At 45.9% G+C, this 21,382-nt stretch carries 21 protein-coding genes; 13 read left to right on the forward strand and 8 right to left on the reverse strand.

What is annotated here, in order from left to right:
• From ACHZC4_RS07690 to ACHZC4_RS07705, 4 genes are all read right to left on the reverse strand, one after another.
• A partial coding sequence (locus tag ACHZC4_RS07690; RefSeq protein ID WP_394753250.1) for a hypothetical protein occupies positions 1-1,646 on the reverse strand: 1,646 nt, incomplete at its 3' end.
• Positions 1,647-2,174: 528 nt separating this feature from the next.
• Positions 2,175-2,375, reverse strand: a complete 201-nt coding sequence (locus ACHZC4_RS07695) for a hypothetical protein (protein WP_394753251.1) — start codon at positions 2,373-2,375, stop codon at positions 2,175-2,177.
• A 66-nt stretch (positions 2,376-2,441) separates the two neighbouring features.
• Complete coding sequence (locus ACHZC4_RS07700; RefSeq protein ID WP_394753252.1) at positions 2,442-2,825, reverse strand: hypothetical protein; 384 nt, start codon at positions 2,823-2,825, stop codon at positions 2,442-2,444.
• A gap of 232 nt (positions 2,826-3,057) precedes the next feature.
• Positions 3,058-3,318, reverse strand: a complete 261-nt coding sequence (locus tag ACHZC4_RS07705; protein ID WP_394753253.1) for a hypothetical protein — start codon at positions 3,316-3,318, stop codon at positions 3,058-3,060.
• A gap of 320 nt (positions 3,319-3,638) precedes the next feature.
• On the opposite strand from ACHZC4_RS07705, the gene ACHZC4_RS07710 reads away from it, so the two are divergent.
• Positions 3,639-4,835 (forward strand): hypothetical protein, encoded by a 1,197-nt coding sequence (locus ACHZC4_RS07710; RefSeq protein ID WP_394753254.1) that lies wholly within the window; start codon positions 3,639-3,641, stop codon positions 4,833-4,835.
• 339 nt (positions 4,836-5,174) lie between these two features.
• On the opposite strand, the gene ACHZC4_RS07715 is transcribed toward ACHZC4_RS07710, so the two are convergent.
• Complete coding sequence (locus ACHZC4_RS07715; RefSeq protein WP_394753255.1) at positions 5,175-8,693, reverse strand: PAS domain S-box protein; 3,519 nt, start codon at positions 8,691-8,693, stop codon at positions 5,175-5,177.
• 314 nt (positions 8,694-9,007) lie between these two features.
• Between ACHZC4_RS07715 and ACHZC4_RS07720 the strand changes: the two genes are divergently transcribed.
• Both ACHZC4_RS07720 and ACHZC4_RS07725 read left to right on the forward strand, forming a co-directional pair.
• Positions 9,008-9,283: a hypothetical protein gene (locus ACHZC4_RS07720; RefSeq protein WP_394753256.1), complete on the forward strand. Its 276-nt coding sequence runs from the start codon at positions 9,008-9,010 to the stop codon at positions 9,281-9,283.
• A 260-nt stretch (positions 9,284-9,543) separates the two neighbouring features.
• Positions 9,544-9,765, forward strand: coding sequence for a DUF4400 domain-containing protein (locus ACHZC4_RS07725; RefSeq protein ID WP_394753257.1), 222 nt, complete (start codon positions 9,544-9,546; stop codon positions 9,763-9,765).
• A gap of 124 nt (positions 9,766-9,889) precedes the next feature.
• On the opposite strand, the gene ACHZC4_RS07730 is transcribed toward ACHZC4_RS07725, so the two are convergent.
• Complete coding sequence (locus ACHZC4_RS07730; protein WP_394753258.1) at positions 9,890-10,111, reverse strand: hypothetical protein; 222 nt, start codon at positions 10,109-10,111, stop codon at positions 9,890-9,892.
• Between the two features lie 188 nt (positions 10,112-10,299).
• On the opposite strand from ACHZC4_RS07730, the gene ACHZC4_RS07735 reads away from it, so the two are divergent.
• From ACHZC4_RS07735 to ACHZC4_RS07745, 3 genes are read left to right on the forward strand one after another with little or no spacing between them, the layout of a single operon-like run.
• The gene (locus ACHZC4_RS07735; protein WP_394753259.1) at positions 10,300-10,800 is read left to right on the forward strand and encodes a hypothetical protein; all 501 of its coding nucleotides are present in this window, start codon (positions 10,300-10,302) and stop codon (positions 10,798-10,800) included.
• Positions 10,801-10,818: 18 nt separating this feature from the next.
• Positions 10,819-11,553, forward strand: a complete 735-nt coding sequence (locus ACHZC4_RS07740; protein WP_394753310.1) for a transposase — start codon at positions 10,819-10,821, stop codon at positions 11,551-11,553.
• Positions 11,489-11,818: a transposase gene (locus tag ACHZC4_RS07745; RefSeq protein WP_394753311.1), complete on the forward strand. Its 330-nt coding sequence runs from the start codon at positions 11,489-11,491 to the stop codon at positions 11,816-11,818. Before ACHZC4_RS07740 ends, ACHZC4_RS07745 begins: the two co-directional genes overlap by 65 nt.
• A 287-nt stretch (positions 11,819-12,105) precedes the next feature.
• On the opposite strand, the gene ACHZC4_RS07750 is transcribed toward ACHZC4_RS07745, so the two are convergent.
• A complete protein-coding gene (locus ACHZC4_RS07750) occupies positions 12,106-12,336 on the reverse strand; it encodes a hypothetical protein (RefSeq protein ID WP_394753260.1) in 231 nt (76 codons plus the stop codon).
• 205 nt (positions 12,337-12,541) lie between these two features.
• Complete coding sequence (locus ACHZC4_RS07755) at positions 12,542-12,754, reverse strand: cold-shock protein (RefSeq protein WP_394753261.1); 213 nt, start codon at positions 12,752-12,754, stop codon at positions 12,542-12,544.
• A gap of 595 nt (positions 12,755-13,349) precedes the next feature.
• On the opposite strand from ACHZC4_RS07755, the gene ACHZC4_RS07760 reads away from it, so the two are divergent.
• The 7 genes from ACHZC4_RS07760 to ACHZC4_RS07790 all read left to right on the forward strand — a co-directional run bounded on the left by ACHZC4_RS07760 (position 13,350) and on the right by ACHZC4_RS07790 (position 21,278).
• The gene (locus ACHZC4_RS07760) at positions 13,350-14,243 is read left to right on the forward strand and encodes a hypothetical protein (RefSeq protein ID WP_394753262.1); all 894 of its coding nucleotides are present in this window, start codon (positions 13,350-13,352) and stop codon (positions 14,241-14,243) included.
• 351 nt (positions 14,244-14,594) lie between these two features.
• Positions 14,595-15,203 (forward strand): 2Fe-2S iron-sulfur cluster-binding protein, encoded by a 609-nt coding sequence (locus ACHZC4_RS07765; protein ID WP_394753263.1) that lies wholly within the window; start codon positions 14,595-14,597, stop codon positions 15,201-15,203.
• Positions 15,200-16,195 carry an FAD binding domain-containing protein gene (locus ACHZC4_RS07770; protein WP_394753264.1) on the forward strand — a complete coding sequence of 332 codons (996 nt, stop codon included), beginning with the start codon at positions 15,200-15,202 and terminating at the stop codon, positions 16,193-16,195. The genes ACHZC4_RS07765 and ACHZC4_RS07770 overlap by 4 nt, the downstream gene beginning before the upstream one ends.
• Complete coding sequence (locus ACHZC4_RS07775) at positions 16,192-18,489, forward strand: xanthine dehydrogenase family protein molybdopterin-binding subunit (protein ID WP_394753265.1); 2,298 nt, start codon at positions 16,192-16,194, stop codon at positions 18,487-18,489. Before ACHZC4_RS07770 ends, ACHZC4_RS07775 begins: the two co-directional genes overlap by 4 nt.
• Positions 18,490-18,565: 76 nt before the next feature.
• On the forward strand, positions 18,566-19,768 hold the full coding sequence (locus ACHZC4_RS07780) for an XdhC family protein (protein ID WP_394753266.1): 1,203 nt from the start codon (positions 18,566-18,568) through the stop codon (positions 19,766-19,768).
• Positions 19,758-20,357 (forward strand): NTP transferase domain-containing protein, encoded by a 600-nt coding sequence (locus ACHZC4_RS07785; protein WP_394753267.1) that lies wholly within the window; start codon positions 19,758-19,760, stop codon positions 20,355-20,357. The genes ACHZC4_RS07780 and ACHZC4_RS07785 overlap by 11 nt, the downstream gene beginning before the upstream one ends.
• Before the next feature lie 213 nt (positions 20,358-20,570).
• On the forward strand, positions 20,571-21,278 hold the full coding sequence (locus ACHZC4_RS07790; protein WP_394753268.1) for a Crp/Fnr family transcriptional regulator: 708 nt from the start codon (positions 20,571-20,573) through the stop codon (positions 21,276-21,278).
• Positions 21,279-21,382 lie beyond the last annotated feature (104 nt).

Below are 21,382 nucleotides of genomic sequence, written 5' to 3' on the forward strand. Positions count from 1 at the left end.
GTGCTATCTGTGGCCGTCACCGTAGTAACTTCTGTACCTGCTTTGACGGTAATTGTTTCACCATTGGCAGGGATTGGACTGAACGCGGGCAAGGTATAGCTACCGTTAGGTTTAACAATGGCACTGACTTGAGTGCCATTCGGTAAGGTTGCAGTAACTGTGCTGCCAGCAGTGGCGCCGTTTCCATTCACTGTGCCTGTATTAGCATTAAAACTGCTCGTAATTTCAGTGCTGTCTGCAACTTTAATAGAGATGTTTTCATTGCCGGCTGTTATTTTAATAGTTTCGCCATTAACAGGCACAGGGCTAAAAGCCGGCAAACTATAACTGCCATCAGGTTTAACGATTGACGAGACACTGCTACCATCAGGTAAAGTTGCCGTGATTGTACTGCCTGGAGTCGCTCCCTTGCCAGTTAAAACCCCAGTTTTTGAGTTGTACTCTGGAGCTATATCGGTATTATCAGGGGTTTTAATAAATGCACTTGGCTTACCATCCACACTGACAGTAATAGACCCGCCATTATTGGGTGCATTATTAAAAGGCGGTAAAACATAGGTGCCATCTGGCTTTACAATTGCTGATACCCATGTGCCATCGGGTAACGATGCTTTTATAGTGCTGCCTGGGGTGGCTCCTGTGCCGCTGACAACGCCAGTTTGAGGGTTATAATCACTTTTTATTTCAACAACAGTTGCTTTAATAACTACTTTTTCATTATCAGCGGTAATGGTAATAGCATCGCCATTACCCGGTTTTGGATTAAGCGCAGCTAAGTTGTAACTCCCGTCAGGTTTAACCACACCGGAAATTTTAGTGCCATCAACCAGCGTTGCAGTAACCTTGCTTCCCGGAGTTGCCCCCTTACCCGCAATAACCCCTGTTATGGGATCATATCCACCGACAATAGGCGTGGTATCAGGCGCTTTAATAGTGCTGATTTTATTATCAACATTAACAGTGATGGTTTCATGATTGCTGGGCACAGGCTGAAAAGGTGGCAATTTATAGCTACCGTTGGGCTTAGCCACAGCAGACGTTTCTGTGCCATCAGGTAACGTCGCCGTTACGGTACTGCCGGGAGTTGCTCCATTACCACTGATGATTCCTGTTTTTGTATTGTATTTACTGGCTGGAGGAACGGGTGCTTTATTATTTCCATTATCGCCACCACCGCTAGCAGCTACCGCAATTCCACCACCGATTAATCCAACCCCTAGCACGCCTAGCGCCCCCAGCGTGCCATTTGATAAACCTAAAGAACTTAACCCGCCCTCATCAGACGCCATAGCTAATGGACTCGTCAACGCCCCACCACCTAAAACAGCTGAACCGGTCTGTGAGCCGCCTTCAATGGCATAGCTATAATATTTTCCATCCGCTGCCTGACCAATAACAGAGCCAAGATTGCCGTCAGCATTAAAATAGCCGTCAATGATAATATCTGGACTGGTGTCGTCATCTAGTAAGATGTGCAGATTCTTGCCTACCCGTTTAGTGGTTATGCGGCTTGGAGCTGATCCATTGTCGTTAACAATTGCATAATTTACCCCAGGCTGAGCCTTAACATGAACACTCTTACCTTTAGGGATAACATGATTTTCTAGTGTTTCTGTTGAGTTGTTTACTTTTAGTATGATGCTCATGGTTTTTTAAAGCTCCTAAGATTATTAATCAATTTGACTACATTCCCTGTACACACTCGGATTTAGCATCAGTGTAGAGTTCAAGTTACATCAACTGTAGAACAACTTAGAAGTTTTACTAGGCAATTAGAAAAAAATGTCACTTTATGACATTTTTTGCCAATTTGAGCTATACACCACTCAATGAGGCACACTGCTTGAAGGGTGTATGGTGTGCCGCTCATGGTTCGACAATGCTCACCACGAAGGGCTTTTTTTAAACTGTCTTGCCTTAAATTGGAAGCCCATGGAATGCAAGCAAGTTCTGCGTTAACTATACGGTGTACTGCATGATTAATTGTTGGTATCGCTTTTGAAAGCCTTGTTCATGAAGAAAACTGGGTAAAAGCCAATTGGTGCGGTTATAAAAAATCGGAGAACAATGATGTTAAATAAACTGAAGCAGCATTGAAAATTACAACGACTGATCATAGTTATATTGTCATTATCTGGAATTTGGTTTTGTAAAAAGCGCAGCCGCTAAAATCATCATTCAATAATCTGATAAGTTTTTAGGCGGCATAGCCGCTGGTGGAGGTCAATTGGCTGCTTAACAACAGCGTATAGACATCGATCTAGCCCCATTGCAACGCTCAACACCAGATAGCCGATAATAACCAGCAAACTGATAATGATAATCAGGCTTTCGTAAAGCGTTGTGTTAGTGGATATCTGGGGATTTTTAACCATAGTGGCGGTAGTTATTACCTTGCGCAGCCAGATTCGTCACGTTTATTGCCCTATGCCGACAAGCTATTATTTTATATACACACGCCAGGCAAATAGCCCATTGCAACCATCATTACTTTCTGAACCGACTTTTAACAAAGTTGTCCCCAGTGTGGTGATGCTTTCATTAAGATGCCCCTTGATTAAAATACGCCCACTGCGTAAACGCTCCAAAGTCGCTGCAAATGGCTGATTGTTGACGCTGAACTTGATCGTCTTAATATCAGTATTATCGGACGCGGTAACGCTAAAATCCTGTAATGAAGTCACTACGGATTCTTTAACCGGCATTTCATTAAAAAAAAGCGGCTTGTGACATTTGGTAATAAATTCGCCGTGGTGACTCATGCGCGGTGCGGCAAAGCCACTTGAAGAAAACAAACATAACAACAGTAGAATTTTACGTGACATTGCCTTGCTCCAAAAAATAGAAAAACCATAAAAAAGTGGCTGAGCCACTATATCAAACTAATGCCTATTATTACGCAGTATTTTATGGCGCATAGCTGAGTTGTTTTACTGGATAATAAAGGAGCCAGTGATAGCTCCTTTATTAAAATCATGCCAGCATAAAAACAAGGATCAGATAAAAACACGTATGTCCTTATTTCATTTTTTGCGTGACTATTCAGCCTTTATTGCTTCATTTTGAAGAGTTGATATTGTTATTTCTCATGACATGCTCAGGTACTTGCTCTGGCGATGGATTAGTGTTTTGCATCACATGTTTGGGCGGCGTTACCACCGGTTCAGTTACCTGTTCAGGTGAAGGATTACTATTTTGCATAACATGCTCTGGAACCGGATTCGCTGATGGATTGGTGTTTTGCATTACTTTTTCTTTAGCGGAAGCAACAGCAGGTAAGGCGACAACAAGTACGATTGCTAATATGATATTTTTCATTTGATTTTACCTTTTAGTTGAGTTATCTAACCCCTAGATCAATACTTGCTGATGCAATAATCATTAACCTTTCAATGGGCAAGTGCATTCTTACATCATTGGGTAATCTGAATTTGATATAGATCAAATACAAATCAAATAATGGGCATATTATGAATTTACGGAGTAAGGTTAAGGGCGTGATTCAAATCGTTCAGCCAGCATTTTGCGCCTGCATTGAGGCCTGATATACTCTCAACGCGACCATTAAGTGAGTACTCGAACCAAACTGGTTTTTTAAGCTCTGATTATTAAGACACTCATTAACGTGAGGATTGACCATGCAAAAACCCGCATCTTTACCTCATAATAACCTGCCGCCGCTAAGCGGATTTTTGGGGTATCTGCAAAATTGGCTGGATCGAAACGTCTACGATTTAGCCCGCCAGATGCGTTTAAGTTATGTGCCCCCGATGATGGTTTATCTAGCGGCGGGCATTTCCGGCTTAACGGGCATTGTTGGTGCGTTTTTTGTTAAGGATTACCTGGGGCTTTCTGCTGAATTTCTAGCTACGCTGGGGTTTTGGGCGGTAATGCCCTGGACGATGAAAATGCCCATCGGCCATTTGGTGGATCTGCTCTGGCGACATAAAGCCAAATTGATTTATTTAGGCGCTTTATTGATTGCAGCAAGCCTGTTAATCATGCTGAATATACTGGCCAGCCCCCGTAAAATGTCGGGATTTTTGTCGGTAGAAACGTGGTTTGTTATAGCAACCTTATTGGCACCGATGGGTTACGTTATACAAGGCACTGTGGCCGATGCCATGACGGTAGAGGCTGTACCGCGTGTGGATGAACGGGGCAATGCTATTGCTGAGCAACAAATTAAACTAGCCCACACTACCATGCAAACGCTAGGCCGGGTAGCGATTATTGGTGGTACATTAATTGTCGCCCTGGCCAATGTCTATTGGTTTAGAGGTGTCGCAACCATGGACGCCGCTGCCCAGACAGCAATTTATGTGCAGATATACCAATGGGCATTATTAATTCCCGTTATTTCCGTATTTGGGGTTTTCTTTGCGGCGCATCTTCGTTCCAACGAGGAATGGCGCTTGGCCGCAAAAGGCTACGAATTTGAGGATATTAAGCGTGAGCTTGATCGCCCGGATACCGAACTGCCGGCAATTAACTGGTGGATATTGGGCGGTGGCCTTAGTTTTGCTTTATTCGCTGCGATCATGGGACTCGCCAACATCCCTTTTAACGAAGAACTGATTTTTGCAGGCTCTTTGGCCATCGTGATATTCCTGCTAGGGCGTTTGACCACTGAGCTTTCAGCCTCTGCCAAAAGGCAATTATTTGGCACGGCGCTGGTTATTTTTGCCTTCCGTGCTGTGCCTACAACAGGTGCTGGCTCCACCTGGTGGATGATTGATGAACTGGGTTTCGATCAACAGTTTCTGTCCAAATTGACGTTAATTTCCAGTGTCTTGACCCTATTTTGCATGTTTCCGCTGATTACAGCCAGTTAGGCGGGCTTGCTTTTTACCGAGATGTTTTTGGGGCTTGCCATGCCATTACTGGTGATCTACATTGCCAAGCGTACTTTGCTTTCTAAAGAAGTAACTACATCCCCACCCCTATAAATCGAACTCCCCAGCGTATGCCATTTGGATAGCGATAAGCGGATTGTATCCCTTGTTTGCCATCGTCTGCCGGTAGCTGGAAATAGCGCAATAAGCCTTAGAAGCTATTTGGAAACGCCCTGAGCACGCCAACAATTCTCATTATGGCTCAATCCTATCCTATCCGATTCCAGATTTTGGAGGACTCACCAAGAACGGCTTTTTTTAAAACAGTGGGGTAGACGCTCACTCTTCTTCATTGGCAGATGCAACAGCAGAGGTACCCGGATCAATCTTAGGAGTACACAACGTATCAATACTTTTCAAGGCTTCTTCAAGGGCCGTCATTAATTCATTCACTTTTATGGGTTTGGTAAGATAGCGGAAGAAGCCTGCTTCTTTGCCTTTTTCAATATCACGCGCCATCGCATTGGCACTGAGGGCAATCACTGGAATGTGGGCTGTTAAGGGGTCTTTTTGAAGAATTTTTAAGGCTTTAATGCCGTTCATGCCCGGCAAATTAATATCCATTAAGATAATATCCGGAAGATGGGCGCGGGCAAGATCAATACCCAAAATAGCATCGCGTGCGCTTAGGATACGGATGGGGGAATGGGCAATAATTTGTTCAACCAATAGCAGATTGGCGGGGTTGTCTTCCACGTACAGCAAGGTGCCTTGCGCTATGTTATGCGGATTGGCCAAAAGCGCAGTGGGCACTTTTTGTTCCGTATCATAGGAATGGACAACATCTTGCGCGAATTCTATCCAGAATTCACTGCCCACGCCAACAGTGCTTGCTACGCCGATTGCCCCGCCCATTAATTCCACCAATTTTTTAGTGACGACCAAACCAATGCCGGTGCCTTCTTCAGCGCCGTGTTCTTGCCCCAGACGGTTAAAGGGCTGAAACAGTTGCGCCATCTGGTCTGTCGATAAACCTTGGCCGGTGTCTTTAACAGTAATACGAATACGTTGCGGGGCGCTGAGCGTACATTTTATTTCCACACTTCCGAATTTACGGTTGTATTTAATGGCATTGGAAAGCAAATTGATGACTATTTGTTTGACTCGCGTATGGTCGGCATAAATACCCCAGGAATTGTCGAAAGGCAAAAAGCTCAACTGGATATTATGCAGTTGTGCCATAGGTTCGATCATGGACTGGCATTCGTGCATGACATCAAGCAGCAGCAAGGGTTCGGGCGACAACGATAGCTTACCGGATTCGATTAACGAAAGATCCAGCACTTCGTTAATCAATTCCAGTAAATACCAGCCGGCTTTGATAATTTCTTTTACCCTGCGTTCCTGTATTGTTGTGGGCCGCGGACTACCGGCTTCCAGCAACTGCGCAAAGCCTAAAATGGCATTTAAGGGCGTGCGCAATTCATGGCTCATGCTGGATAAAAATTCAGATTTGGCCAGGTTGGCTTTGTCCGCAGTGATTACGGCTTCGTGCAATCTTGCCTCAAAGCGTTTGCGCTCGGCAATATCGCGCGCCACCTTGGAGGCACCGACAATCTTTCCTGTGCCATCTTGGATGGCTGATATGGTGACGGAAACATCAACAAAGCTGCCATCTTTGCGCACCCGCACCGTTTCAAAGTTTTGTACTTTAGCGCCACGGCTGATTTTATCCAGAATTTGCCTGTCCTCCCCTGCGCGTTCCGCTGGCATCATTAGCCTAATCGGCTTGCCAATCATCTCGTCTGCGCTATAGCCAAATACTTTTTCCGCACCGGCATTCCAACTGGTGATGATACCCTGCATGTTTTTGCTGATGATGGCATCGTCAGACGATTCTACAATGGCGGCAAGCCGAAGCTTAGCCAGCTCGGCAAGTTTGCGTTCGTGAATGTCCTGCACTACGCCGTTCATGCTCAGCACTGTGCCGTCTTCAGCATAGTTTGCGCGTCCGGTTATGGCAAGCCAGCGCGACCCCTTGACAGGATGGCTTACCCGATATTCGTTGTGGTAATCGGTGTGCTCGCTAAGGGCCTTATCCCAGGTATCATGCGCCTGGTCGGCATCTTCCGTTAATAAGCGGTCGCGCAGTTGTTGCAGGGTAACAGGGCTTCCTTCAGGAAAACCCAGCATCTGTACCGCACGAGCCCCTAAGGACACTTGGTCGGTCGCGGCATCCCAGCTCCAATCGCCTAGCCCTCCGGCATCCAAAGCAAGCTGCGCGCGTTCATAAACTTTTTTCAGTGCTGTTTCATTGTGTTTGAGCTGCGTAATGTCTTGCACTATGCCAGCCATACATTTCACATGCCCTGTGCTATCAAATTGATGCTGGCCGCTCACCCAAATCCAGCGCTCTTCCCCATCAGTCCGGCGAATACGGCATTCAAAATCTAAATTCGTTTTGTTTTCTACTGAGGCACGGAAACACTTATCAACTTCAGCACGATCCGCAGGCAATACATGCGCCTGAAACATCTCGTAGGTCCACTCTGGCAGCAATGCCTCATAGCCAAAGATGCGGTCGTGTTCCAGGGTGCGCCGCGTGGTGCCATCTTGCATATTCAGTTCCCAGCCGCCGGTGTGGGTTATTTGCAGGGCAAAGTTCAGGCGCGTTTCACTTTCTTGCAAGCTGGCCTGCACGGCATATTCTTCGGTAACATCCCGAAATACCAATACCGCCCCAATAACGCTGTCATCGTAATGGCGGATAGGTGCACAGCTGTCGGCAATCGCAAACTCCGTACCATCACGGGCAATGAGTACAGTATGGTTGGCCATGCCTTGTATAGTGCCATGCAGCAAGGCATCTTTTATCCGGATAGGGACAGGGTTGCGGGTGTACTGGTTAATAATAGGAAAAATATCGCCGATCAAAAGGCCGACGGCTTCAGCTTGTGTCCAACCGGTCAGCTGTTCGGCAACGGTATTTAAAAGCGTTACGCGGCCTTTAACATCGGTGGCTATCATGCCATCGCCTATGGATCGCAGGGTGACGGCAAGCTGCTCCTCGCTGAACTGTAAGGCATTATGCGCTTGCTGCAACTGGGCATTTATTTTCTGCTGAAGGTCTAGCGAATGCTGGGCTTCGGCAAGGATGGCATCCTTTAAACGCTGCTGGCCCTGGCGAAAAACAAAATAACACAGCCAAAACGCGGTCAGCAGGATAAGTAGACCGATGACACTGATAACCCAGAAAAGATTGCGCATATCTGCCTGGAATTTGGCCTCGGCCTTATCTGCGGCGCTTTGTTCTATGCTGCCAAACCTAGCCATATTATTACGGATAGCCTCCATGAGGCGTTTACCTTCCCCACTGCTAACCATTTTTACTGCTTCTTGTGCATCACGGCCGCGGCGCAATTCAATGCCTTGCGCCATAAAATTGAGCTTGGCGTTTACCTCTGGCGTTAAAGCATCCAGCTGTTGTTTTGCGGCTGGAATTAAGGTAAGTTGATGCAACTTTTCCAACTCAGCAGATAGGCTATCTTTTACGGCATTATAGGGTTCCAGAAAAACGTCTTTGCCCGTGATGAGATAACCGCGATGTCCGGTCTCGGCATCTTTTAATTTAGATAAAAAAGTTTCCGCGCTGTAGATAACCTCATGCGTATGCTGCTTGGTTGCTGCCGAGTTTTTTATGGCTTGGAAAGCTAAAAATGAGGCCAACATCAGCGTCACCACCAATACCACGGCAACCAAAACCAATGCCACCATTTTAAAAGGAAACTTTGAGGCGGAATTTCCCTGCGCCCTAGCAGCATCATCTTTAAAACTAGAATTTATATTTTTTTTGGACATATTTTTACGGCGTAGAATTAAATTAAAATTAATGTGCGTAGTGTTTTTATTAACCTTCTACTTACGGTTCGCTCATTTTTTAGAGTACTTCGAAAGATTGGTCTTTTTGATATTAAAAACAAGACAGAAAATTCGATTTTTAACTTTGAATGACTAATTTTTCGCATAAAACTGAAAATTTCTGACATTAAAATTATCGTGGGAATTTTAATTTTAGAATTACCCTCTAAAACCACTATATATAGTGGTTTTGAATTCTGAAAACCACAAGAAAAAATGAGCGAACCGTAAGTAAATGGGCGAACGGTGACTACTTGGCTGCCGCCTCAAAAACGTGTTTGCCGAACGCGCCCCACGTCTGGATGGCGATTCAGAAGAGCTTGTTAAAAAACAATGATTTTGCAATTGTTATCGAAAACTTAACCGGTTATTTGGAGGCCGATGGTATTGGAAATGACAAAGCCCCAGTCCGCGCTTGCCATCGTTATTTAAGCAATCGTACTGGCCAACTGGATTACAAAGGCGCGATAGAAAAAGGCCTGCCCATTGGTTCGGGCGAAATCGAAAGTGTCCACCGCTATATCATTTAGCAACGGTTAAAATTACCCGGAGCGTGGTGGAAAGCCGCCAATATTGAGCCAATGTTAGCACTACGTGTTGTAATAGCCAATGGTGATTGGGAAAACTATTGGGATAATTTCTGCACCGCAGCAGATGCACGAGATTCCCCGCACTTTTAATCACACCCTGCTGTTGGATATTCATAAAGCCATCGCTGTCGGTTGATTCCCCCTTGTTGTAGTGTGGCAAAGGTGCAGAAGAATTGTCGGCACCACAGCAATACCCGCGATTGCACAATTGGATAAAATACGTCTACGATGTGAGCGCGGAGTATATCCTGGCCGCCATTACCATGACCTCCGTGTTTGCCGTGCGCCTGACAGTGTTGGCCTTGTCGGCACCGGCGTTTGTGTTGCTGGCGCTGGTTGGCATTATCGATGGCCTGGTGCGTATTTGCTTGGATTTCAGGTCGTATACCCGTAGCAGCACTTGGGCTTGGTCTACCTCATAGCCCTCCCAGTCGGCATCCTTGCCAAGGCGCGTGAGGATGGTGGCCAAACGGTCATCGCTAAAGTCCAGGTCACGCAAGGTGGCCGTCTTCAGGCAGATCCCAGTGTCAGTAGCAGACCTGCTGCTCAGCCTTGCACATGGTTTAAGCGGTGGTCACCTTCGCTCTGGATATAGGCCAGCCAGCCAACGACGGTCTGGCCAATGCCCAATCCCGACCAGCGTAGCGGTGTGCCATGCACCGGAAAGTGCTTGTCCATGAGGTCGGCTATTTGCATTTTTTCCATCTGCGCAATCAGCAGGGGGGTGTCGTCTACTCGTTCTGTTTTGGTTACAGTTGGCGGTGTCATTTTGGCAAAAATCGATAGCCTGCCACAATTTTACGAAGTGGGGGTAAAATTAAGCGAATGGTGAGTTTTATGTCACTTACAGGTGAATACATATCGCCCAGTGAAGCTAAACCGAAGCCGCCTTTTGCACAGCGGCAGATCACGCTGAGCTTCCAGGACTATATCCAGCTCGAAGCAGACAAAAACTATTGGCATGCCCAGTTCCAACACGCGCAAGTCAACACAGCGAACTCATGAGTCGGACTGCTGACTTGGAAGCACAGGTCGCAGACCTAACCCACCGCTTATATGGCGACCACAGTGAAAAAGGCCAGACACAATCCGAAGCCCAAAGGCCTCCTCGTGAAAAAAAGAAGCGCGGGCACCAGGCAGGTGCGCCAAGGTTCCCCCATGCACCCAAACCTGAGTTGCCTGTTATTGAAGAACACAGCGTATTACCCGAAACCGAGCGTGTTTGCCCGTGCTGCGGATTGCCCTATCATGAGATCAACAATACAGAAGACGCGGAAGTGCTGGAGATTGAGGTCAAAGCGCATAAACGCGTTATCCACCGGCACAAATACGTCAAGACCTGCCAGTGTGCAGGGGTCAAAGCCGTGATAACGGCACCGCCACCGTTGCGCCTGTTCAACCGTAACCTGTGCGGCATCAGCATCTGGACGGAGGTGTTGCTGGAAAAATTCCAGTAACACCGTTCACTCCATAGTATTTGCAAAGATTTTGCCCAGCGTGGCTTGTCCCTTGCTGCCGGGACGCTAACCAATGGTTTTAAACGGATGCCCGCCTTGTTTGCCCCTGTCATCCAGCCATTCAAAGAAAAGCAGTTGAGTGAAACCTTGTTTCATAATGATGAAACCTATTGGAAGGAATACGAACTTACCGAAAGCAAACGTAATACCCATTGGTATTTGTGGTTGTTCCGTAGCCCATCAGTGACCCTTTTTATCGCCGCCAATAACCGCAGTGGCGATACCCCCATAGAGTATTGCGAAAAGCTGACCGAGGTAGGTTACGTGATTGTCGTCTGTGGCCGTTACAGCGCCTACAAGCGGCTGGCCAGACTAAACCAACGTATTATCCTGGCCTTTTGTTGGGCGCATGTACGGCGGGATTTTCTGGATTATGCCCGTAGCTACCCTAAATTGTGCGAGTGGGTGCAACATTGGGTCGACCAGATTGCCAAGCTGTACCATATCAATCACCAGCGCCTGCCCCACTGGAACCCCGCTGTGCCCTTAGCTGCACAATCTATCGATTTCAACAGCCAACAGGTTGTGCTGGAACAAGCCATCGCACAGGTAAAAGCCGATTACACCCAGGCATTATTGGAACTCGACCCCAAAACACAAAAAATACAGGTGGCCGTTTTTAACCAGCCTGCAAGCACATTGGGTTGGATTAACCGTCTTTGTCACCAACCCCGCCGTACCGATGGACAATAACTTGGCCGAACGGACTATCCGTGGTGCTGTCCTGGGACGCAACAATTACTTTGGTTCCGGTGCAATTTGGAGCGTCGAGTTGGCCGCTCAGCTCTTCTCCATCTTTGCCACCCTACCGCAATGGGGGATCAACCGACAGCGGTGGCTTTATGAATATCTGACAGTGTGCGCCCAAAACCATAGCAAACCGCCAGATGACCTGATAGATTTTATTCCCTGGCTTATGTCTGATGAGCGACGTGCGGCATTATCCCATTTGCTGTAACTATGGGAAGGTGGGAATATTTACAATTGATATTTCTTAACCTGTTGAAAAACAAATGTTTCGAGGAATAAATCGTAAGTCATTGATTATTTATTTTTTCTCGGTATTCTATATAAGAATATGATTATTATATATATTTTATCGATAAATATGCGCTAATAGGGGTGCGGAATGTCGGTTCCGAGCAGACAAGCTCATTGATTTTATTAACATCCAAAACCCCCTTTTATTGTGCTTAAAAGTAGTGTGATTTTAGATGAGGCAAGGACCCTTAAATAGTATGAATTTTAATGAGGCAATGCGAACACATGTTTGCCAAATAAACCACAGTAACCGGTTTCAGAAAAGCGGTGATTCCCTTTTCCGCAGCGAAACATCTGTCGGAAAACACCATCACTTTTGGTCGTGTAGCCGCCATCCTTGGTAATGTGGTTATCCGCTGACTTGTGGTAGGGGGCATCGGGTCTTGGGCAAAATAAATTTAACGGGGTGTTCAGTTTAGTGGATGCAAAATTCATGACGTAATGGCAAAGTTTTGCGCTGCACTATGTCAAAAACTCCTGAAAATAGCTACCCGTATTGATTTGCAGGGACTATCTGAATTGTCGGCATTTTATAAAGTCAAGGACTAAAAACTTGAACATCGAGTGTAAAAGACATAAAAAAACCGGCATCCTTCAAAAAGGATGCCGGTTTTAGTATTAATTTAAAGCAGGCGAGAATTTAGATAACGGTTACGTTTTCAGCTTGCAAGCCTTTTTGACCTTGGGCTACAGTAAACTGTACTTTTTGGCCTTCATCCAGTGATTTGTAACCACCAGCATTATTTATTTGTTGGAAATGTACGAAAACATCGGGGCCTGATTGTTGCTCGATAAAGCCGAAACCCTTCTCAGAATTAAACCATTTAACGGTGCCAGTAGTAATTGTAGACATAATGAGTCCTGTAAATATTTGAGTTATAAAGCCTTAAAAAGGCACGTAGAGCTGGTAAATTTGGAAATTACAAAATGAAAAACAGGACGATCAACTACATAAAGATACATCGAAATGGTAAGCAGAGGGTAAATCATATTTTCTAGCTAGTTATTATTATAAGTGGCTTATTAAATTTGTCAATAGCTAGCCTCTTTCAATTTTAAATAAGTCTGCCACTAAGCGTGATATTTACCAAGCCAACAGCATACACGGTTCACATTCAGATAGCCTCATCTAGACAAGGCTTCAGGCGTAGTCGCGCCCTTGCTGCCCATAATTACCGGTTATCCAAAGCAATAAGTTGCGCATTACACGAAATCGGGAAGAGCCATAATTTTTAAATGGTTCTAGAGTGAAAACACCCGCCTATCAAAATCTAGCGCCAATAAAAATTTTTCTTTTAGAAACAACTTCAACCATTTATGTGCGACACCGTACCGACTTCATAGGTTTTTACAGTTTAAGATTAATTTGACTTATTAAATTTGGGCTAGAGCCTTAAAGACACAACTCCCCTTACTTGATTCATTTAATTTAAATAAAGGAAATTCCTATGAAGACCAAAAAAAATATTGGTGTTTTAGATAATTTTATTCATCCTCAGAAGTCAAAAACGTCTACGTTGCATGCCCTTAAAAGTTTTTCTTCAGCAATGCGATTAATGCTGATTTTAAGTTGTAGTATTGGTTTCGTTGCCCAGCCGGTAGCCGCTGAAAGTACCGAGATGCTAGATATTCAACATGTCATGAAGCCCCAGCGTGGAAAAAACACCTCTGCAATGCCTGATCAAGGCGCTAAGAAATCAGCCACAGCAAAGGGTGATACTAAAGCAACACATCAAGCAAACCAGACTACCCCAAAAAAGGCTGATATGGCTGCTAAAAAAGCCCCAGTTGAAGTTCAAAAATCCAATATGGATGCCAATACGGCCACTAATAATGCTATGGGCAAAGAATATTCAAAAAAATGTAGCGACGCTAATAAAACAACGTCAGATACCAAAACCAAAACCTCAGACAATGCCATGAGCAATGCAGGCCAAAATGCTCAACAAATGCCAGATAATAAAAATAAATTGGCTGAAAGCTCGAGGAGCAATGTGGCTCAAAAGACTCAGCAAACACCCAATAACCAAAATAAGATGTCTGAAGGCTCAATGGGCAATGGGAACCAAAATGAGAAGAAAATATCTTCTGGTATAGCAACTATTGCTCAAAATGCCACTGGCGATAATTCAAAATCTGAAGCGGTACCCAGACCTGAAAGCGGTAAGTTTCCTGAATTTTCTCAGGCGGATATAAATGCTGACCATTACGTTACTAAAGAAGAGCTAAAAAACTTTCCTTACCTTTTAGAGACATTTGATCACGTAGATGCGGGCAGGGACGGTAAATTAGAGCAGCACGAATATGAGAATTTGGAGCTGCAAACTATAAAAACTCGCTAAATCGCTTAATTTCATCAAATTCTCCGTAGTTTGTCCGAGTAAATGCAAATTATGGGCAATGTCTTCTGTACATCTTTAAAGTGCGGCGAATGAACGCCTAAATTTGTTGAGTGTTTTGTCAGCAGTTGTGTTGACGCGTTTTATTAGTCACAAGATCTGTCTTATGAAAATTGAGATTCAATAAACTTAATAAGAGGCAAATTATGCAAAGACGGGGCTTAAGCGGTTACCAAAGGACTGCAATCACGTGTGCTACGCCCTTGCTGATGTAGCAGGCTCATTGACTATCTAACAGGGTCTTTTGGTAATAATACTTATTGTTAAACCTATCCATTTAACGAGGACAGCACTATGCAAATTAATTCGCAAAGGGAACAGGTTTTGGATCACCATGATCTGCACAGCACATCTCCCGCAGTGGCCAGGGGTTTATTGACACCTGAAACCATCATCAATCTGAAGATTAACGGTACACCCTATAAGCTAAACCTTGAGCCCCGTGTTTCCTTGCTGGACGCTCTGCGCGAATATCTTGAGATTATGGGGCCTAAAAAAGGCTGCAACCAAGGTGCATGCGGGGCGTGTACCGTTTTGGTGGATGGCAAACGCATCCTTTCATGTCTGGCGCTTGCTATTCAATATCAAGATACAGAAATTACCACCATTGAAGGTTTATCCGAAAACACGGCACTTCACCCGTTGCAAGCTGCGTTTATCGAACATGATGGCCTTCAGTGCGGCTACTGTACCCCTGGACAGATTTGTTCGGTAGTCGGTATGATCAATGAATTCAAAAATGGCTTGCCGAGTGCAGTTACGCCAGATATTTCTGCATCGCGAATTGAATTTTCAGATACAGAGATAAAAGAACGCATGAGTGGCAATCTATGCCGCTGCGGGGCTTATATGGGAATTTGTGATGCGATTCGCAAGGTTTATGCAACGGAGGTAGCACCATGAAAAATTTCTCTTACGCAAGAGCCGAAAATGCAGCCAATGCTATCCATTTGATTTCGCAAAACGAACACGCAAAATTTCTGGGAGGCGGCACAAACCTGGTTGATTTAATGCGCGAAAATATAGAACAACCGGACATGCTTGTTGATGTGAGTGGCTTGCCGTTTAACCACATTGAAGCACTTTCAAACGGGGCAATTTCTATCGGTGCCGGCGTTAAAAATACTGACTTAGCCAACCATGCAATTATTCGTGACCGCTACCCGATGTTGTCACAAGCCATTTTATTTGGCGCGTCGGGACAAATACGCAATATGGCAACGACCGGGGGGAACCTTTTACAGCGTACACGCTGTTATTACTTTTACGATAAAGCCGCCGGTTGCAACAAACGTGACCCAGGTTCGGGTTGTGATGCTATCGAAGGTCTTAACCGCATGCATGCCATTCTAGGTGCTTCTGAAAATTGCATCGCTACCCATCCATCGGATATGTGCGTGGCTTTGGCAGCGCTTGATGCGACGGTTAACGTGCAAGGAAACAAGGGTAAGCGCGTGATTTCATTTTACGATTTTTACCGTTTGCCCGGAAATACCCCGCATATTGAAACCAGTTTGCAGGCCGATGAATTGATTACTTCCATCCAGATTCCTCCGCTTGAAATGGCTAGAAATTCCACCTATCGAAAAGTGCGTGATAGAGCCAGCTATGCCTTTGCTTTAGTCAGTGTGGCCGCCGCTTTAGAAATCGAAGATGGCATAATCACCAATGTCCGTTTGGCATTGGGCGGGGTGGCGCACCAACCTTGGCGAGCCCATAAAGCAGAAAAACTATTGGTGAGTGCTGCGGTTAATAGAAAGACTTTTCAAGACGCTGCCGAGGTGGAATTAAAAGACGCTAAAGGTTATGGCCACAACAATTTTAAAATCGAACTGGCTAAGCGAACCCTTGTAAGCGTGTTAAGCGAATTAGCCGAAAGCGGGGGTGCGCGATGAGTATCATGCAAAAAATCATGGCAACAGTGGTGCAATTTATGCCCGACAAAGACGCTGACCCGTTGACACACAAAGAAGGTTACGTGGGCCAAGCTTTAAACCGGGTTGACGGTGAATTGAAAGTGAAAGGCGAAGCGCGTTTTTCCGCAGAATATCCCTTTGAAAATATGGCACAGGCTGCACTTGTTTACAGCACGATCGCCAAAGGTAAAATTACTTTTCTTGATACGCGCCAAGCAGAACAATCAAACGGCGTGATAGCCGTTATTTCCTATAAAAACGCACCCAAAATGCAAGATCCACCGGTCTTTAAAGCGGGCGGCGAAAGCACAGGTTCTGCGGGGAGTAGCCTGCCTATTATGCAAAATGAAAACATTTACTGGAATGGGCAACCGATAGCAATTGTGGTTGCCGAAACAGTCGAGCAAGCCGAACACGCGGCTTCGTTGATAACGGTGGACTATAAAATTGAAACCCCCAGTGTTTCATTTGATGCTTTAAAAGCCGATGCCAAAACCCCAGACGATATTTTAGGCGAACCCCCAAAGATTGAAATTGGCACTGCCGAAAAGACGTTAGCGCAGTCAGTACTGCACATCGATCAGGTTTATCACACGCCGCGCTATAACCACAATGCCATTGAACCCCACGCGACGATTGCCGTCTGGCACGATGATGATAGTTTGACGGTGTTTGATCCCTCGCAAAATGTTTACGGTGTCAAACGTACGCTGGCGGAAATATTTTCTCTGAAACCTGACAAAGTGCGTGCTATTGCCCCATTTGTCGGCGGCGGTTTTGGCGGCAAGGGTTCTTTATGGGCCAACACTGCTCTCTGCGTTATGGCGGCTAAAATCATTAAGCGCCCAGTAAAGCTGGTGGTGTCGCGGGAAGGCGTTTTTCGTATCGTTGGTGGGCGCACGCTTTCTGAACAAAGAGTCGCGCTCAGCGTCAATAAAGCCAATAAATTGACTGCGTTGATTCATACCGGCACGACCGCAATGACCGCGCACAATTATTTTCCGGAACAGTTTAGCTTTCCGGCACGAAACCTTTACGCGGCGGAAAATATATATCTTCATCAAAAATTCGTTAGGATGGACACGGTTGCCAACAGTTTTATGCGCGCGCCCGGTGAATCAATAGGCACGTTTGCTTTAGAGTCTGCTATAGATGAACTCGCCCATGCCCTGCAAATTGATCCGATTGAATTACGCAGGCTTAATGAACCGGAAAAAGATCCGACCAAAGGTACCGAATTTTCCAACCGTCATTTGCTGGAAGCTTACCGACGCGGCGCAGAAAAATTTAGTTGGCAAAATCATAATCCACAACCCCGGTCACAGCGTGACGGTAAATGGCTGATAGGACAAGGGGTGGCCAGTGCCTATTATCCGACTTACCGTTTTCCGGCATCAGCGCGGGTGCGTATTTGTGCGGACGGCACCGCTGTGGTTTCGGCATCGGCGCATGAAATGGGCATGGGCACAGCAACCGTGCAGATTCAACATGCGGCGCAAAGATTGGGCTTGCCGCTTGATAAAGTGTCGTTTCAATACGGTGATTCTGATTTGCCCGAATCGCCGGTGGCAGGCGGTTCCAACCAAACCGTCAGCATTATTGCGTCGGTTACGGCGGCCGCTGAAAAAGTCCATAAAAAACTCTTTGCGCTGGCGGGACACCATGCAGATTCACCGCTTTCCAGCTTAAAATACGAGCAAATAGAAGCCCGTGCTAATGGCTTGTACAGTAAAGATGATTCATCCCAAGGCGAAACCTACACATCCATTTTAAATCGTTTTGCCTTAGATTATGTAGAGGCTGAAGCCGCTTCGGACATGCCGGTAGAAATACAAAAATATTCCATCCATTCTTACGGGGCGCAATTTTGCGAAGTGCGGGTTAATGAAGAAACCGGTGAAACGCAGGTTTCACGTTGGCTGGGGTCTTTTGATTGTGGCAGAATTTTGAACCCTAAAACCGCTATCAGTCAATTTCGCGGTGGCATCGTGATGGGCATTGGCATGGCACTCATGGAAGAAACCTTATTTGATGAACGCAAAGGCCGGATCATGAACCCGTCACTGGCCGAATATCATGTCCCTGTTAATTTAGATGTGCCGCACATTGATATTATTTACAACGACATTGCTGACGAACACACGCCTTTGGGTGCGCACGGAATTGGTGAAATTGGCATCACCGGAGCCGCAGCGGCAATCGCTAATGCGGTTTTTAACGCGACCGGCAAGCGTGTGCGTGATTTGCCCATTACCCTGGATAGGCTTCTGTAAAACTATTGGAAAATCGACTGCAAAAGTTTAGAAACAACGATGAAACCTAGCTTCCGCTTACCCAGAGGAAAACATAATGAATGAATCGCAAGCAATAATTGAAGCCTTTGACAAAGCTCAGGCCCAAGGCGAGCGCTGCGCTTTAGTGACGGTGGTGAATGTTGAAGGCTCAGCTTACCGGCATCCGGGGGCGCGTATGCTGGTAACTGAAAGCAGCCAAAGTACGGGCATGATTAGCGCCGGTTGCTTAGAAACGGATGTTATTCAACAGGCGCTACGCGTGATTGATACCCAGTTAACTGAGCTCATCGAATATGACACCACCTCAACAACACAGGAGATGGCGTGGGGTTTAGGGCTAGGTTGCCATGGGGTGGTAAGTCTGCTTATTGAACCTTGCACTTTGCAATGTAGTTATATCAATGCCTTGCGCCTAACGTTTACCGCCGCTTCAAATACGGCTGCTATCGCTGTGGCGACTGTTTTTCATTATTCACCCGCTGATTTAATGCCGGTAGCAGACATCAAAATAGGCGCCCGCGTTATTATCAATAAATTCCAAGAAATTAACTGTACTGTTTTCAATAATAGGTTGGCTACCTTAATTTATCAGGATGCTGACAGTGCTTTGCTTGAAGAAAAATCCGGCGCTTGTGTTTACAACTGGGATGGCAATAGCGCTAAAGTCTTTATTGAAATAATTCCCCCACCCATCACACTTGTTATTTTTGGAGCAGGCTATGACGTACTGCCCATTGTAAAGTTAGCCTCGGGCTTAGGTTGGCAGACAGACGTTATTGATGTCCAGGCTCGCCCCGCTAGCCTAGACATATTTTCGTTAGCCAGTAAGGTTACGCTGGCGCGTCCGGAAAATGTTCATGAGCACGTCCGCATTACTCTACGCAGCTTCGCGCTGTTGATGACCCATAACTATGTGCATGATAAAAGCTTGCTGGAATTTTTACTGTTATCGACATCGCGTTACATTGGCGTTATGGGCCCTAAAAAACGCACTGAACGCTTGTTGGATGATGTGGAAAAAACCGGTGGTTTTACCTGTAAAGACACTGACCTTGCCCGGATTTACGCGCCAGTAGGTTTAGATATCGGTGCTGGCTCACCTGAGGAAATTGCCCTGTCTATTATTGCAGAAATACGCGCGCTGGTGGCAGATCGCCATGGGGGACATTTGTGTACTTATCCTGCTACCGCTGACAGCAAGCGCAGCGTAAAAGCGTGGACATCGAGTAAAGTATTTGCTCAAACTTATGCCCAGTAAAGATAGACACGGCCACGTGGGGTTGTTATTGCTGGCGGCAGGCAGCTCCAAACGGCTCGGCACTCCAAAGCAACTGTTGATTTACAAACAGCAAAGCTTAATGCGTCATACGGCAAAAATGGCGCTTGCATCTTATTGCCAACCCATAGTGGTGGTTTTAGGGGCGCATGCAGAAAAAATACAAACTGAAGTGGCCGGTTTGCCTCTGAAAACCGTGGTTAATACAGCGTGGCCAGAGGGTATGGGGTCTTCTATTGCAGCCGGAATGTCTTATCTTACTAAGGGGATGGATACCTGTGCCGTTATTTTGATGCTCTGCGATCAACCCTATGTGGACACAGAAATCATCAACAAATTAGTCATTACTTATCGTTCAACAAACGCACAGCTGATTGCTGCGGATTATGAAAATACGGTAGGTGTGCCCGCACTTTTTGGCAAGCCATTTTATCAGCACTTGCTGGCGCTGACGGGTCAGCAAGGTGCAAAAAGCATACTTCTAGCCCATTCCGCCTCTCTTATAACTGTCTCGGTACCCGAAGCTGCAACTGATATTGATACGCCGGCTGACTATGAAAATATCCAATAAAATCTGCAAGTGTGATTAACCCCGCTAAAAAATGATCAGCCCCCTCTCTCGTAAAAGCCTGACACAAGTTGGTGTGCTAGCGCACAGAGAGCCAAAATCCGCTATGTTAAGCTGCGTTTACTGTTGGAGTCCTTCTCCCTAGCAAACTCAATAAGGGCATTGCAATGGCTTTAAATCCCTGTCGAGTTTTCCAAACATCACAGGAAAATACTCATGACACCCCGTCCCGCTATTTCAACCCATAATCATTTGCTGGCTAGCCTGCCTAGCCATGATAGAAATCGATTGCTTGCAAACTGCGAGCCTATCGAGCTCGCTTTTTCTGAAGTACTGTGCCGCGCCGATGAGCTTATATCGCATGTGTATTTCCCGACCGGAAGTTTTATTTCTGTAGTGACACCTATTGATGGCCGGGCAAATCTGGAAGTGGGGTTGATTGGCAATGAAGGCATGCTCGGGATTACCCTCCTGCTAGGTGTAAATATAGTTCCATTTTATTCTGTGGTTCAGGGGGCCGGATCTGCATTGCGCATGACAACAGCGTTGTTTCTGCGTGAACTGGAACAAAGCCCGGCGCTAGAAACAGTATTGAAGCGCTATCTTTATGTCTCCATGAAGCAGCTTGCACAAACAGCGGCCTGCACTCGTTTTCATTTATTAGAAGCGCGGCTTGCCCGCTGGTTATTGATGACACAAGATCGGGCGCAGTCTGACCATTTGCATGTTACCCATGTTTTTTTGGCCTATATACTCGGTGTAAGGCGTGTTGGCATTACTAAAGCGGCAAACTCATTACTGAAGAAAAATCTCATTAGTTACCAGCGTGGCGATTTGGTCATTCGTGATCGCGTGGGGCTTGAGGCGGCATCGTGTGGTTGTTATAGAGCCGATAAAGAAATCTACGAACGTATTTTGGGTTAAGTAGCCTAACACACTGTTGTTATTTAATATTGTGTGCGTTAGCGAACAGACTTCTTGATGAAAGCCGACAATAATAGCTTAGGGGTTAGGAACCAAGATTATTA

It is taken from the genome of Crenothrix sp., from assembly GCF_043729335.1.
GTDB lineage: Bacteria > Pseudomonadota > Gammaproteobacteria > Methylococcales > Methylomonadaceae > Crenothrix.

Coding starts and splice junctions, on each gene's coding strand:
- ACHZC4_RS07705 (WP_394753253.1), bottom strand. CDS start 3,318: ATGAAAAATATCATATTAGCAATCGTACTTGTTGTCGCCTTACCTGCT.
- ACHZC4_RS07775 (WP_394753265.1), top strand. CDS start 16,192: ATGAGTATCATGCAAAAAATCATGGCAACAGTGGTGCAATTTATGCCC.
- ACHZC4_RS07730 (WP_394753258.1), bottom strand. CDS start 10,111: ATGACACCGCCAACTGTAACCAAAACAGAACGAGTAGACGACACCCCC.
- ACHZC4_RS07760 (WP_394753262.1), top strand. CDS start 13,350: ATGAAGACCAAAAAAAATATTGGTGTTTTAGATAATTTTATTCATCCT.
- ACHZC4_RS07770 (WP_394753264.1), top strand. CDS start 15,200: ATGAAAAATTTCTCTTACGCAAGAGCCGAAAATGCAGCCAATGCTATC.
- ACHZC4_RS07790 (WP_394753268.1), top strand. CDS start 20,571: ATGACACCCCGTCCCGCTATTTCAACCCATAATCATTTGCTGGCTAGC.
- ACHZC4_RS07700 (WP_394753252.1), bottom strand. CDS start 2,825: ATGTCACGTAAAATTCTACTGTTGTTATGTTTGTTTTCTTCAAGTGGC.
- ACHZC4_RS07755 (WP_394753261.1), bottom strand. CDS start 12,754: ATGTCTACAATTACTACTGGCACCGTTAAATGGTTTAATTCTGAGAAG.
- ACHZC4_RS07715 (WP_394753255.1), bottom strand. CDS start 8,693: ATGTCCAAAAAAAATATAAATTCTAGTTTTAAAGATGATGCTGCTAGG.
- ACHZC4_RS07765 (WP_394753263.1), top strand. CDS start 14,595: ATGCAAATTAATTCGCAAAGGGAACAGGTTTTGGATCACCATGATCTG.
- ACHZC4_RS07710 (WP_394753254.1), top strand. CDS start 3,639: ATGCAAAAACCCGCATCTTTACCTCATAATAACCTGCCGCCGCTAAGC.
- ACHZC4_RS07780 (WP_394753266.1), top strand. CDS start 18,566: ATGAATGAATCGCAAGCAATAATTGAAGCCTTTGACAAAGCTCAGGCC.
- ACHZC4_RS07750 (WP_394753260.1), bottom strand. CDS start 12,336: ATGAATTTTGCATCCACTAAACTGAACACCCCGTTAAATTTATTTTGC.
- ACHZC4_RS07785 (WP_394753267.1), top strand. CDS start 19,758: ATGCCCAGTAAAGATAGACACGGCCACGTGGGGTTGTTATTGCTGGCG.
- ACHZC4_RS07695 (WP_394753251.1), bottom strand. CDS start 2,375: ATGGTTAAAAATCCCCAGATATCCACTAACACAACGCTTTACGAAAGC.